Origin of the sequence: Marinobacter oulmenensis (assembly GCF_014201735.1) — a bacterium.
GTDB classification, from domain to species: domain Bacteria; phylum Pseudomonadota; class Gammaproteobacteria; order Pseudomonadales; family Oleiphilaceae; genus Marinobacter; species Marinobacter oulmenensis.
The window spans coordinates 241,647-255,668 of record NZ_JACHFE010000003.1; the positions used below are offsets into that span (position 1 = coordinate 241,647).

General features: G+C 59.9%; 12 protein-coding genes. 2 read left to right on the forward strand and 10 right to left on the reverse strand.

Going from position 1 to position 14,022, the window contains the following annotated elements:
- Positions 1-67 precede the first annotated feature (67 nt).
- Positions 68-1,480 (forward strand): alanine/glycine:cation symporter family protein, encoded by a 1,413-nt coding sequence (locus tag HNR38_RS07355; protein WP_183701436.1) that lies wholly within the window; start codon positions 68-70, stop codon positions 1,478-1,480.
- A 36-nt stretch (positions 1,481-1,516) separates the two neighbouring features.
- Here the strand turns inward: HNR38_RS07355 and HNR38_RS07360 are convergent, their stop codons facing one another.
- The 10 genes from HNR38_RS07360 to HNR38_RS07405 all read right to left on the reverse strand — a co-directional run bounded on the left by HNR38_RS07360 (position 1,517) and on the right by HNR38_RS07405 (position 12,328).
- Positions 1,517-2,365 (reverse strand): ABC transporter permease, encoded by an 849-nt coding sequence (locus tag HNR38_RS07360; RefSeq protein ID WP_183701439.1) that lies wholly within the window; start codon positions 2,363-2,365, stop codon positions 1,517-1,519.
- 4 nt (positions 2,366-2,369) lie between these two features.
- A complete protein-coding gene (locus HNR38_RS07365) occupies positions 2,370-3,230 on the reverse strand; it encodes an ABC transporter permease (protein ID WP_183701443.1) in 861 nt (286 codons plus the stop codon).
- Positions 3,227-4,318 carry an ABC transporter ATP-binding protein gene (locus HNR38_RS07370; protein WP_183701446.1) on the reverse strand — a complete coding sequence of 364 codons (1,092 nt, stop codon included), beginning with the start codon at positions 4,316-4,318 and terminating at the stop codon, positions 3,227-3,229. Before HNR38_RS07370 ends, HNR38_RS07365 begins: the two co-directional genes overlap by 4 nt.
- Before the next feature lie 6 nt (positions 4,319-4,324).
- Positions 4,325-5,401 carry an extracellular solute-binding protein gene (locus tag HNR38_RS07375; RefSeq protein ID WP_183701449.1) on the reverse strand — a complete coding sequence of 359 codons (1,077 nt, stop codon included), beginning with the start codon at positions 5,399-5,401 and terminating at the stop codon, positions 4,325-4,327.
- A 176-nt stretch (positions 5,402-5,577) separates the two neighbouring features.
- Positions 5,578-6,618 (reverse strand): extracellular solute-binding protein, encoded by a 1,041-nt coding sequence (locus HNR38_RS07380; RefSeq protein WP_183701452.1) that lies wholly within the window; start codon positions 6,616-6,618, stop codon positions 5,578-5,580.
- On the reverse strand, positions 6,615-7,385 hold the full coding sequence (potC, locus tag HNR38_RS07385; protein WP_183701455.1) for a spermidine/putrescine ABC transporter permease PotC: 771 nt from the start codon (positions 7,383-7,385) through the stop codon (positions 6,615-6,617). The genes HNR38_RS07380 and potC overlap by 4 nt, the downstream gene beginning before the upstream one ends.
- On the reverse strand, positions 7,382-8,239 hold the full coding sequence (gene potB / locus HNR38_RS07390) for a spermidine/putrescine ABC transporter permease PotB (protein WP_183701458.1): 858 nt from the start codon (positions 8,237-8,239) through the stop codon (positions 7,382-7,384). The genes potC and potB overlap by 4 nt, the downstream gene beginning before the upstream one ends.
- Entirely contained in the window at positions 8,232-9,353 is a 1,122-nt protein-coding gene (gene potA, locus HNR38_RS07395; RefSeq protein ID WP_183701461.1) for a spermidine/putrescine ABC transporter ATP-binding protein PotA, read from the reverse strand. Before potA ends, potB begins: the two co-directional genes overlap by 8 nt.
- Before the next feature lie 121 nt (positions 9,354-9,474).
- Positions 9,475-10,545 (reverse strand): TRAP transporter substrate-binding protein, encoded by a 1,071-nt coding sequence (locus HNR38_RS07400; RefSeq protein WP_183701464.1) that lies wholly within the window; start codon positions 10,543-10,545, stop codon positions 9,475-9,477.
- Positions 10,546-10,654: 109 nt separating this feature from the next.
- On the reverse strand, positions 10,655-12,328 hold the full coding sequence (locus tag HNR38_RS07405; protein WP_183701468.1) for a methyl-accepting chemotaxis protein: 1,674 nt from the start codon (positions 12,326-12,328) through the stop codon (positions 10,655-10,657).
- 248 nt (positions 12,329-12,576) lie between these two features.
- Here HNR38_RS07405 and HNR38_RS07410 point away from each other — a divergent pair, with 248 nt between their 5' ends.
- Positions 12,577-13,938, forward strand: coding sequence for a CHAD domain-containing protein (locus HNR38_RS07410; RefSeq protein ID WP_183701471.1), 1,362 nt, complete (start codon positions 12,577-12,579; stop codon positions 13,936-13,938).
- The last annotated feature ends 84 nt before the right edge of the window (positions 13,939-14,022 follow it).

Here is a 14,022-nt window from a genome sequence, read left to right on the forward strand (position 1 = left end):
TTTTTGAGCATGCTAGACTGCGGCGCCTTGAGTGATTTACCCATTCACGGTTACAAGGCGCTCGTTCATGTCTGCAATTGTCGATTTTCTGAACTCCATTCTCTGGGGCTACGTGCTTGTCTACGGCCTGCTGGCTGTCGGCATCTTCTTTACTATCCGCCTGGGTTTTCTGCAGTTCATCAACTTTGGTGAAATGATCCGGGCGATCCGTGGCTCCCGGGAAAGCGATGTCCACGGCATTTCCCCGTTTCAGGCCCTGTGCACCAGCCTGGCATCCCGGGTGGGCACCGGGAACCTGGCCGGGGTGGCGGTCGCGCTGTATCTGGGCGGTGCCGGTGCCATCTTCTGGATGTGGATGGTTGCCCTGGTGGGCATGGCCACCGGCTACGCCGAAAGCACCCTGGCCCAGCTGTACAAGGTTCGCGACGGCAAGGGCCAGTACCGGGGTGGCCCGGCGGTTTACATTGCCAAAGGCCTGAAAGCGCCCTGGGCCGCGGCCATTTTCGCAGTCTGCCTGATTCTGTCTTTCGGCCTGGTCTTCAACGCGGTTCAGGCCAACTCCATCGCCGATGCCATGCAGGGCGCCTTCGGGGTTTCCAAACTGTGGGTGGGCGTTGCTGTGGCCGTCTTTGCCGGCGTGGTGATCTTTGGCGGGCTGCGTAACATTGTCCGCTTTGCGGAACTGGTGGTGCCCTTTATGGCAGGCGCCTATGTCCTGCTGGCCATCGGTATCATGGTCATGCACATCGGCGAGGTGCCGGGCATTCTTGCCACCATCGTCAAAAGTGCTTTTGGCCTTCAGGAAGCCGCGGGGGGCGCGGCAGGCTCCATCACGGTCGCCATGCTCAACGGCATCAAGCGCGGCCTGTTCTCCAATGAGGCCGGCATGGGCTCGGCCCCCAACATCGCCGCCACCGCCACGCCAGCGCCCCACCACCCGTCCTCACAGGGCCTGGTACAGGCTTTCGGCGTGTTTGTGGATACTATCGTCGTGTGCACTGCCACAGCGGTGATGATTCTCATGTCCGGCGTACTGGAACCGGGCTCCGGGGTCACCGGCACCCAACTGACCCAGGAAGCCATGGAGGTTCACCTGGGTGAATTCGGTGGCTACTTCATCGCCATTGCCATTCTGTTCTTTGCCTTCACCTCCATCGTGGCCAACTACACCTACGCCGAGAACGCCCTGGTTTATCTGGGGGGTGGCAACACCATAGGCATCATGGTGCTTCGCCTGGCGGCACTGGGCATGGTGGTCTGGGGTGGCTACGAAGCTGTGGTGACGGTCTTCAACACCGCCGACGCCTCCATGGGGCTGATGGCGACCATCAACCTGATTGCGATCGTGCTGCTCTCCGGCACCGTGGTCAAACTGACCCGGGACTATCTGGCCCAGCGCAAGGAAGGCAAGGTGCCGCATTTCCGGTCAAAGGACTATCCGGAACTGCACGAGAAGATCGACAGCAATATCTGGCACTGACTCCGGTAGCCTGCCGCCCAATGTGCGGCAGGCTTTTCACCGGTTCCGGCGTACACTCAGTAGCGCCAGCAGGGCGGAAACCACCATCAGGAACAGGGCGACGGCATTGAGAACCGGTGTCGAGCCCTCCCGCAGTCGATTGAACAGGGCCACCGTCAGGGGAGTATCGCTCCCGGTCAGCATGACCGTGGTATTGAAGTTCTCGAACGACATCAGAAAGGCCATGGCCGCTGCCCCAAACAGCGACGGCGCCAGCCACGGCAATGTCACCGTAAACCACGCCACCAGCGGCGTGGCCCCGAGATTGAGCGCCGCTTCCTCCAGCTGCCGGTCAAACTTGCGCAACCGGGCGGCAATCACCAGAGTCGTGAGTGTGGTGATGAAGGTCACCTGCCCCATGATCACCAGGGTCAGACCCGGCCGGAACACATCCAGCTCGATCCCCCATTGCCGGGACAGGTCATTGGCCATGCCACTGTAGAACACCAGGATGGACACCCCCAGGATCACTCCGGGAATCACCAGAGGCAGCAACATCAGCAAATACAGCAGTTCCTTGCCCGGAAATTCCAGGCGTTCAAACAGCACCGCATTGATGCACCCGAGGGCCACACTCACCAGTGTCACCCAAAGCGCAATGCGGGTACTGGTCCAGAGCGCGGACAGCAGGGTGTCGTCATGGAACAGGCCGGTCCGGCCCGCGGTGCCATCCGCCAGGTACCAGTCCATGGTAAAGCCCTGCCAGGGCAGAGACGGGAAAGGCGCGTCGTTGAACGCAAAGACCGCGGTGACCGCCAGCGGAAGCGCCAGGTAGATGAAAAAGGCCACCAGGTAGGCCAGGTAAAGCGCATCGAACAGCCGGGTTCTGGGCACGGAGGGAATCATCTGGCTACCCCATGACCTTGCGCAGGGACTGGCCGGTCAGCTTCAGCCCGGCCCAGACGATCAGCGACGAAAGACCCAGCAGCAGTGCCCCGAGGGCCGCCCCCTGCTCCCAGTTAAAGCGGGTAATGAACTGGGTGAAGATCTGCTGGGTAAACCAGGCACTGTCCTTGCCGCCCATCAGGGTTGGGGTCAGATAGCTGCCCAGGGTGAGCATGAACACGACAATACAGCCGGAGACGATGCCGGGCATGGCCCAGGGCACCACCACTTCCCGCAGTACCGTCAGGTGGCCGCCACCGAGATCGTAACCGGCTTCCACCAGGTTTTCTTCCATGCCATCGAGGGTGGTGACCAGGGGCACCACCATGAACAACAGGCCGTTGTAGACCAGGCCGATGATCACAGCTGCGTCGTTATAGAGCATCTCGACCGGCCCGTCACTCCAGCCCAGGGCCTGCAGCCAGGCACTGAACAATCCGCTTTCCCGCAACAGGATCATCCAGCCGTAGGTACGGACCAGCTCACTGGCCCAGAACGGAATCAGGCAGGCGAGAAACAGCAGTCCCCGGGCCCGGCCACTGGCAAGGCGGGCAATGTACCAGGCAATCGGAAAGGCGATGAGCAGGGTCAGGAACGTGGTGAACAGGGACATCACACCGGTGCGGACGAAGGTCCGCCAGTAGTAGGACTCGCTGAAGAAATTGGCGTATTGCTCCAGCCCCCAACTGAGCGTATCCCAGCTTTCCCGTACCTGAAACGACACCCTCAGCATCTGCAGGTGGGGCAGGATCACCAGCAGCACAATCCACAGCAGGAAGGGCGTTAGCAACAGGATCAGGGACAGACGGGTAGCCGGCGACTTCACGGGGTGGCGGCTCCGAATACCCGGGCCCGATCCGGCTCCCAGGCCAGTTGCAGGGAATCTCCGGCGGACAGGCTCGGTGCGCTGCCGTGCTGCGGCAGGCGGGCGAACACGGGCTCGCCACCGATGTCTGTCTCAACCCGGCTGTTGGCGCCGTCGAACAGGGTAGTGCGCACCGATGCCCGGCACCGGCTCAGGCCTTCGGCAACCTCGCCATCAGACAGCACCAGGGACTCCGGCCGGACATAGAGATCCGCACTGGCACCGGGCTCCAGGGGCGCCGCCAGCCGGCCTTCCACTATGGCACCGCCTGTCAGGCGCAACTGCGCCCGGTCTCCGCTGACCGAAACCACCTGCCCCCTCAGGCGGTTGTTGTCACCCACGAAGCCGGCCACAAAGGCCGTCGCGGGTTCCCGGTAGAGTTCCTCCGGCGCGGCCACCTGATCAAAACGCCCGTCTTTCATCACCGCCACCTGGTCCGACATCACCATGGCTTCGGACTGGTCGTGGGTGATGTAAACAAACGTGGTGCCAAACTGCTTCTGCAGATGCTTGAGCTCCACCTTCATCTGTTCCCGCAGTTTCAGGTCCAGAGCGCCCAGGGGCTCATCCAGCAGAAGGAGGGTCGGTTCCAGCACCAGACAACGGGCCAGGGCCACCCGCTGGCGCTGCCCCCCTGAGAGCTCGGACGGCATCCGGCCGGAGAGCCCGGGCAGACCCACCTGCTCCAGCACCTGCTCCACACGCTGCCTGCGCCGGGCCGCCGGCACCCGCTGGCGTTTCAGGCCGTAGGCAATGTTGTCGCCGACACTCATGGTCGGGAACAGGGCCAGGTGCTGGAACACCATGTTGACGGGCCGGTGATTGGGCGGCACCCGGTTCATCCGCTCGCCGCGAATGTAGATGTCGCCCTCATCCGGGCGGTCAAACCCGGCCAGCAGGCGTAGCAGGGTGGTCTTGCCGCACCCGGAGGGGCCAAGAATGGAAAAGAACGTACCGGCGGGCACGTCCAGCGAGATCCCATCCACCGCCGGATGGTTCCCGAAACGGCGGATGAGCTGATGGCAGAACAGGTCAGACGGTGTTGCCATACCGGATCAGTTGGCAGCCTGAACCCGGTCGAGTACCTGACCTTCGACGGTTTCCAGTCCGGGAGGCACCGGCGGATACCATTTGATGTTGTCGATCGCCTGCTGGTCAAAGCTGGCGCGATAGGCACCCCGCAGCTCTGCGCGGACATATTCGTCCGCTCCCTTCGAAGCCGTGAAGTTACCGGAGGCGTTGGTGATCTTCGCCGCGATTTCCGGCTGCATGACGAAGTTGATCCACTGGTAGGCTGCGGCCTCATTTTCACTGCGCCGGGGAATGGCAAAGGTGTCAATCCAGCCCAGAGCGCCAGATTCCGGCGCCACGAAACGGATGTCCGGGTTCTCGGCGTTGAGCTTCCAGCCGCCGGCATCCCAGGCCATGGCGGCTGTCACTTCACCGGTGCGCAGTAGGGCCAGCAACTGGTCACCACCGGTCCAGTAGGTTTTGACGTTGCTCTTGCAGTCGATCAGCTGGTCTTCAACTTTCGCCAAAATGGATTCGTACTCATCCCGGTCGTTATAGGCGGCAAACGGGTCCAGCCCCATGGCGAAGCCAAAACCGATGAGCGTCGGCCGCTTGAGGCGGTAGCTGACCTGACCGGCCACTGACGGATCACACAGATCGGTGTAGTCGGTCACCTGATCGGCCACGGAGTCATGAACGATCAGACCGCTGGTACCCCAGACCGACGGGACGCCGTAGTACTCGCCCTCCAGTTCGGTGGAGTCGCGGGTTGCCTTGACCATGGAAGGCTGCAACTGGTCGGTGTTGACCCGGCTGAAATCAATCGGCTTGTAGATGTTGAACTGGCGCTGGACACCCACGATACGGTCCTGACTGGGCTGGGCCAGGTCAAAGCCGGCACCGCCGGTGGCCCGCAGCTTGGAGATCATGTCTTCGTTGTTGGACAGGGTCACTTTGACATCAATCCCGGTCTCTTCCTCGAACTGGGCAACCACGTCATCCGGAGCATAACCGCCCCACGTGATCAGACGCAGCTCCTCTGCGCTCGTCGTGCCGGAAAAACCAAGCGCCCCAACCATCAAGCCTGCAGCCAACTGCCGCCATTCCTGTCTTGCTTTCATATCCGGATCCCTGCCTTAAAAGTGATACACATCCGTCGCAATCTAATGATTAACGAAACAGTATAGACACCAAATGACAGTTTTGTGACGAGATCGGGAAGCGGTGGGAAGAGTCAAACGGTCAGCGGGACAGGTAAAAAGGAGAAACGCCGGGCCAGGCGGCCCGGCGTCGGGGATCAGCTACCGGATTTGAGCATTTCCCAGTACTTGGCGTAAACCTGCAGGGCCTCATCGCCGATATCCACCTGGAATTCGGCATTTTCCATGTCTTCCGGGGTCGGATAGCTGGCACGGTTGTCTGCCACTTCGTCCGGCAGCATGTCACGGGCAGCCAGGTTGGGCGTGGCATATCCGATCTCTTCACTGATCAGCGCGGAGATTTCCGGCTGCAGCACGAAGCTGATGAACTTGTGCGCCGCTTCCGGATTTTTCGCGTTCTTCGGAATCACGAAGCTGTCCAGCCAGGCGATAATGCCTTCATCCGGATAGACGTACTCGAGCGACGGCATGGTTTCCTCCGCCATGACCGCTTCGCCGTTCCAGATCATGCCCACGTCGGTCTCACCTTCCAGATAGGGAACCCGTGGGGCGTCAGAGTTGAACGTGCGCACAGAGGGCATCAGCTCGGAGAGCTTTTCATAGGCGGCTTCGATTTCCTCCGGGTTGGTGCTGTTGCCGGAATAACCCAGCACCCGCAGACCCACATGGAACACTTCCCGCATGTCATTGGTGAGCATTACCCGGCCTTCAAAGCGCTCCTGCCAGAGATCTTCCCAGGCCGTGACCGGCTCGCCCTCAATATCGGCATTATCCACAGCCAGGCCAGTGGTGCCCCAGAGGTAGGGGATGCTGTACTGGTTGTCCGGATCAATGTCGAGGTTGACCAGTTCCGGGTCCAGCTTGTCGAAGCCCTCGATCTTGCTGCGATCGATCGGCATCAACAGGCCTTCCTGGCGCATCTTGCTCACGTAATAGGTGGAAGGCACCGCCAGGTCATAGGCGGCACTGTCGTCCAGCAGTTTGAGCTTGGCGTACATGGCCTCGTTGGAGTCATAGGTGGTATAGACCACCTCGATACCGGTTTCCTCCTGGAAGCGGGTCAGCACTTCCTGGGGCATGTATTCAGACCAGTTGTAAAGATTCAGGACCTGGGGTTCCTCGGAACTGCAGCCCGTCAGACCTACCGCCAGCAGGCTGGCCAGTGCGAGTTTCTTCATCGTTTGCTCCTTGACAGTATCCATTGCGACAACATCAGCATGACCAGTGAAAACACCAGCAACAGTGTGCCCAGGGCGTTCACCTCGGGCTTGAGACCCACCCGCACCATGGAATAGATGCGCAGGGGCAGGATTTCATAACTGGGGCCACTGACGAAGGTGCTCACGACCACATCGTCCAGTGACAGTGTAAACCCCAGCAGCCAGCCCGCCAGCAGGGCCGGCATGATGACCGGAATCAGTACCGTCCGGGTCATGGTGAAGTCCGACGCGCCCAGATCCCGCGCGGCTTCCGGCAGGCGTTCATCAAAGCCGCTGAGCCGGGCCATGACGGTGATAACCACGAACGGCAGGCAGAAGGTGACATGGGCCAGCAGCAGCGACACATAGCCCAGCTGGATACCCACCAGCAGAAACAGCGCCAGCAGCGAGATGGCCAGGACAATTTCTGGGGACATCATCACCACGAACAGCATGCCATTGAGCATTTTCTTGCCCCGGAACCGGTACCGGTGCAGTGCCAGCGCTGTCAGCGCGCCGATAACCGTGGACACCGTGGCGGCGGAAAGCGCCAGCCACAGGGAGTTCCACATGGCTTCCACCATGGCGTTGTTATTGAACAGGGACTGATACCAGCGCAGGCTCAGTCCACCCCAGGTGTAACCACTGCGGGAGTCGTTAAAGGAAAACAGCACCAGTATGCCGATAGGCACATACAGCAGCAGATAAACCAGGGTCAGGTAGGCGCGGGGCAACCAGCGGCTCATACACCGTCCTCCCCGATCCGCTGCTTACTCAGTTTGTGGGCAAACATCAGAAACGCCATGGTGATCGTCAGGACAATGCTGGCCGCCGCGCCGAATGGCCAGTTGCGGGCATCCAGGAACTGGTTCTTGATCACATTGCCCACCAACAGATTGCGCGAGCCGCCGAGAATATCCGGCACGAAAAACAGGCCCATGGCCGGCAGCAGCACCAGCATGACACCGGCCAGAACCCCGGGCAGGGTCAATGGCACAATGACATGGAAAAAGGTGGCCACCCTGCCTGCGCCCAGATCATGGGAGGCCAGCAGCAGTTCCTGGCGCAGGTCGTCGAATACCGAATACAGTGGCAGGATCATGAACGGCAGCAGCAGGTACACCAGCCCGATAACCACCGCACCCTCGGTGTAGAGCATCTTCAGTGGCTCATCAATCCAGCCAAGGCCGAGCAGGGCGCTGTTCAGAAGGCCATTGGTCGCCAGCAGGAGTTTGAGCGCGTACGTCCGCACCAGGGAATTGGTCCAGAACGGTACGATCAGCAGGAAAATGAGCAGCAACTGACGACGGCCGGGCACCCTGGACAGCGCCCAGGCGAACGGATAGCCGATCAACAGGCACACCAGGGTGGTCATCGCCGCCATGTACAGGGAGTGCAGGAAGACCTCCAGGTACAGCGGATCGAACAGCTGGCGATAGGCGTCCAGGTTCAGCGGCAGGGATATGAACGAGACCGGATCCCGTGTGGCCACACTGGCTCCCACCACCAGCAGGTTCGGCGCCAGAACCAGAAACAGCAGCCAGCCCCAGACCAGAACCAGCACCGCCGTGCGAAACGGCTGCTGCATCAGACTACGCATCGGTGACCGCTTCCGCCTCGGCCGCCGCACTTTCTTCGGGCAGCAGCCATTCCCAGCCATCCACCCAGCTGACCCTCACGGGCTCGCCCAGGCGGTAATCAAAGGTGGGATCGTCTTCATCGAAAAATTCCGAGGCCAGCACTTCTGTGCCGTCTTCCAGGTGAATCACCGAGTCCAGGGTACTGCCTTTGTAATTGCGTTCGACCACCCGGCCCGGCAGGCCCTCGGTGTCATCCGGCGCCAGCACCCGGATGTCCTCCGGGCGCAGCAGGACATGCAGGGACTGGCCGTCGACAACCGCAAAATCCGGGCGCCGGAAGGTGCGCTTGAGCCCGAGCACATCCACGGTGATGCTGTCCCCGGCGTCGGCGGCTTCCACACGCCCCGGGAAGAAATTGGTTTCCCCCACGAACCGGGCGGTGAACAGATTGGCCGGGCGCTCATAGACTTCCCGGGGGGTTCCCAGTTGCTGCACCACCCCATCCTTGAACACCACCACCCGGTCCGACATGGACAGGGCTTCTTCCTGGTCGTGGGTGACAAAGACAAAGGTGATGCCCAGTTCCCGCTGAAGCCGCTTGAGTTCCACCTGCATGGTCCGGCGCAGCTTGAAATCCAGCGCCGAGAGGGGTTCGTCCAGCAACAGCATTTTCGGCCGTTTGACCACAGCCCGGGCGATAGCCACCCGCTGCTGCTGCCCGCCGGAAAGCTGATGCGGCTTGCGTGCCACGTAGTCCTGCAGTTGGACCATGGCCAACGCCTCTTCCACCCGCTGCCGGATCTCGTCCTTCGGACGCTTTTCCATTTTCAGGCCATAGGCGACATTATCGAACACCGACATGTGGGGAAACAGGGCGTAATGCTGGAAAACGGTATTCAGTGGCCGATTCTCCGGCGCTACATCGATCAGTTCTTCACCCGCCAGGGAAATGCTGCCCGCATCCGGGTGTTCAAACCCGGCCATCAGACGCAACAAGGTGGTCTTGCCGCATCCGGAGGGACCCAGGAGGGTAATGAATTCACCATCGGCGATGTCCAGATCCAGTGAATCCAGAACCGTTTTGCCGTCGAATTGCTTGGTGAGATTTCTCAGAGATAGCAGTGTCTTTTTCATCGGCCCTGCCCAAGATGTGAACCGCTTATTTTTCCAGAAACGGAAACGAACAAAAAGGGGCGTCCGGGACATTTCGGCCCCGGACGCCCCTGTTTTTCAGACGATCAGCCCTGAAACGGGGTTAATCCCCTGCCACACTGTTCAGATAGGCCTTATCGGAGATATTGGTCCACTGGCGTACCTGTTTCAGGTAATCATGCTGGGACTTGATGATTTTAGCCGCCATCGGATCGTTTTCCGCCGCTTCCCTCAACAGACGATTGGTGGTTTCGCGAAGTGCCTCAATGACTTCCGGCGGGAACACCTTGTGGGTCACGTTCGGATAGTTTTCTTTCATCCGGTCCCAGGCAACCCCGCTCTCGTGCATGCTCTGGATGTACATGTCATAGGCGGCGGTGCGCATGGCCACGCGCAGGATCTCCTGCAGGTCAACGGGCAGCTCATTCCAGGTATCCTGGTTCACCAGGAACTGCACCTCGGCGTTGGGTTCCTGCCAGCCGGAATAATAGTAGTCAGCCACCTGATGGAAGCCCATCGGGAAGTCCAGGGCCGGACCAACCCACTCCACCGCGTCCACGGTGCCACGCTCCAGGGAGCTATAGAGTTCGCCCGGTGGAATATTGGTGACGGCCACGCCCAGCTCAGACATTACCTCGCCGGCGAAGCCGGGTGTACGCATTTTCAGGCCCTTGAGGTCTTCCAGGGAGTTGATTTCCTCACGGAACCAGCCGCCCATCTGGTTACCGGTGTTGCCGCCCGGGAAAGACAGCAGCCCGTAGGGCTCATAGACCTCCTGCATCAGCTCCATGCCACCACCGTGATAGAACCACGCGTACATCTCCGGCGCGATCATGCCGAAAGGAATGGTGGTGAAATACATGGCGTTGGGGATGGTGCCCTTGTAGTAATACGACGCGGTATGGCCCAGATCGTACTGGCCATGACGGACCAGATCGAAAATACCAAACGGGGCCTTGTGCTTGTTGGACGGATCAATGCGGATGCGCAGCCGGCCATCGGACATCTTCTCCGCCAGTTCGGCAAAGTGCTCGGTGGTTTCTCCCAGAATGGGTGAATTCGGGCCCCAGGTCTGGGCCAGTCGCAGGGTATGGGTTTCCTGGGCGACAGCGGAAAAACTGAAAACAGTGACAGTCGCGGCAACCGCGGCAAGAAGGGTGTTTCGAAGGCTCATGGGTCAGGCTTCCGTTATTGTTGGTTTTCACGTGAAAAAACAAACGGAAACCATGATAACCAGACAGAACGGCCACGCCAATGGGTATGGCCGTTCTGTCGACACAGGGTCAGACTTTGAACTGCCCCACCAAATCACGAAGGGTCTCGCCAAGCCGAGCCAGCTCTTCACTGGCCTGGTTGGTCTGGGTGACACCTTCATCACTGCGCTGGGCGGAGTCGACAATCCGGACCACATTCTGGTTGATCTCTTCGGCCACCTGACTCTGCTGCTCCGCGGCTGTCGCGATCTGGGTCACCTGGTCATGGATCTGACTCACGGACGTAACGATGGTGTTGAGTGCACTGGTCGCATGGTTGATGCGCTCGACTGTGTCTTCAGAGCTCTTGCGGGAGTGGCTCATCTGCTCCACCGCCGCACGGGACTCCGAGACAAAACCATCAATCATCTCTCTGATCTGATCAGCAGATTCGGCGGAACGCCTGGCCAACTGGCGCACCTCGTCGGCAACCACCGAGAACCCGCGACCATGCTCGCCGGCGCGGGCAGCCTCAATGGCGGCGTTCAGAGCCAGCAGGTTGGTCTGCTCCGTAACCGCGTGAATCACGTCCAGGACCTGCTGGATGTCATTGGACTTCTCGGCCAGGGCATCAATGCTACGGGCGGTGCTCTCGATTTCCCCGGACAGCTGGGTCACTGAACCCTGAGCGCTGCTGATGGTTTCGCCGCCCTCACGGGCCATGCGATCCGCGTCCGAAGCCGCACTTTCGACTTCGTTCGAGTTGCCGGAAATCTGCTGGATGGTCGCCGCCATTTCATTAATGGCCGAGGCAATCTGATCGGTCTCGGAGCCCTGTTCCTGCACCGACTGCCGGGTTTCATTCGCCACACGGCTCAGTTCTTCCGCGGCCGATGCGACCTGATCGGTGGTGTTTCCGACTTCACGAATGGTGTTCTGGATTTTTACCACAAAATGATTGAACTTGCGGCCCAGGTCGGCCAGTTCATCGTTGCCATCTTCCGGCAGACGATGGCGCAGGTCACCATCACCATCGGCGATGTCCTGCATCATGTCAGTCACCTTCTTGAGGGGTACGGTCACGGTCCGGCCGATAACCATGCCAATCAGCACACTGATCACCACCACAACCAGAGTAACCAGAAGAATGAAGCCCATGGCAGCGGTTTTGGCGCTGGAGATTTTCTGTTCGGCGGCATCCACTACATGCTGGATATCGGTCACATAGACACCGGCCCCGATCATCCAGTCCCAACCGGGGATGAGTGTCGCGTAGGAAACCTTTGGCTCGACATTACCCGACGCCGGGTTTGCCCATTCGTACTGGTAGAAACCATCCCCGTCTGCAGCCGCAAACAGATCCTTGACCAGCTTGCGGGTCGTTTGCGTGGTCGTGGGCCCTTCCTTGGAGGGATCCGGCGCATAAGCGAGGTTGTCGATATCACGGTTGTAGGCAAAGACATAGTTGTCTTTGCCAAAGTTGATGGACCGGATACGGGCCCTTGCCTCTTCCCGGGCCTCCGAGTCAGACAACCCGCTGTTCTTTGCCTCTATAACCACAGAGCGCGCGGTCTCAACCAGATTCTTCAACCCCTCCTTTCTGGCCTCGAGCAGACTATGCTCCAGGCGCTTTACCTCAGCCTCGCCATTGTCCTGCATCTGGCTGGCCGTAATCCAGGCAATGACACCGGCCGTCACCAGCACTGGCAGGAGCACGCCAATCAACAGACGGGTCCGGATCATCAAATTGTTCAAAAAGGGCATCTTTGGTTCTCTCCAGGTCTGCGTTATCGCAGTTAAGCGCTCTCTGTAGCGTGTCGTCTGTTGGAGTGTCTTTTTATCGCGACGGTTACGCTACTCATAGTGTTGCAATGTTGGTCGGCCATGCTTCTACTGCTTAAAGAAACAACAACTGGCTATAAGGGTATCGGCTGTCATGCCATCGTCTTTAGTCTGTGCCAGACTTCAGAGGGCTCTGAGTTAATCCACGATCATCGCCATCAGGGAGTACCATGAAGCACCTGTTTCTCATCCGTCATGCCAAGTCCAGTTGGAAAGATCAGCACCTGAAAGACCGTGAGCGTCCACTCAACGCCCGGGGAGAGAGCCAGGTGGCCTCTCTGGCCCGGGCCATTGTGCACACCGGCGCCCTGGGGGGACACATATACTGCAGTGAGGCTCTCAGGGCGCGCAGCACACTCGAAGGCATTATACCTGCGGAATTTCCGGAAAACCGGGTTCATGTCACGGCCGATCTTTATACATTCGACTATACCCGGCTGCTCGACTGGCTTGAGGCCCTACCTGAAGATGAAGACACCGTGGCCCTGATCGGCCATAACCCGGCCCTGCTGGAACTGGCCCATCACCTGCTCAAGCACCCACCCTCTGAGCTACCCACCGCCAGCATCCTGTGCATCAGACTGCCGGACAAGCCGTGGCACAAACTGATGACCGGCAAGGGCAAAGGCCGACTCGAGGCCTTTCTGACCCCCCGGGATTACAGCTACGAGCAATTCGCCCGAAAACAGAAAAAACGGGCCGCGACATCGGGCAAGGCCCCGGGCGCGGACATCCCCAAATCGCTGGCACACCAGGTGAAGCGGATGAAAGAGTTGGAGCCCGGGGTGAGAACGGATCTCGACGCTGAGTTCCTGCACCAGTTCCGTATCGCTACCCGGCGCAGCCGCGCAGTGGCGGATTCGGTACGCAAGGTCACCGGTGACAGCGCACTGGACTCGCCACTCCGGCAGATCAAACAGCACGCCGGAGCCACCAGCCGCCTGCGCGACCTGCATGTCTTCATTCACGACCTGGACGCCCTGTGCGGTGAAAATTTCGAACTGAACGCCGCCCTGGAAACCTGGGCCCAGTCCGAAGCCCGGCGGGAACACCTGGTGCTCGTTGAGCATCTGGACAGCAAACGCTATCGTCAATTCCTTCAGGACTGGGAAGATCGTATCCAGGGCAGTGCCTTGCGCAAGCTGGTCGGCAAACTCGAACCCAAAGACATTGCTCATGTGGTCGAGACGCAGGTTCGTAAATTCAACCGACGCACCGCTGAACTATTGCACGATTCTCCGGATGAGGACCTGCACAGCCTTCGCAAACAGCTAAAGCGCATCCGCTATCTCATGGAACTGGATGCCGACAGCTGGCGCGACGCTCTGAAAAGCCTAAAGTTCCGCCAGGAACTCTACGGTCGTTTCCAGGACCTGCACGTGCAGATAGGCCTGGTCGAACAGTTCCGCCGTGAGGCACCGGGCATTCTGCCCGCGGCAACGGAGGATCTGCTGCGCCAGCTGTCACAGGAGAAAAACGAGGTGCGGCGCCAGATACTGTCTCTGGGAGGGCTGAATCTGGCGCAGGGGTAGGCCGGGTAACACAGGCGCGTCGGGAGGAAGCAAGGGAAGCGTGTCTCAGGTATCATGCTAACGTTCCAATTGGCCTGACCAATC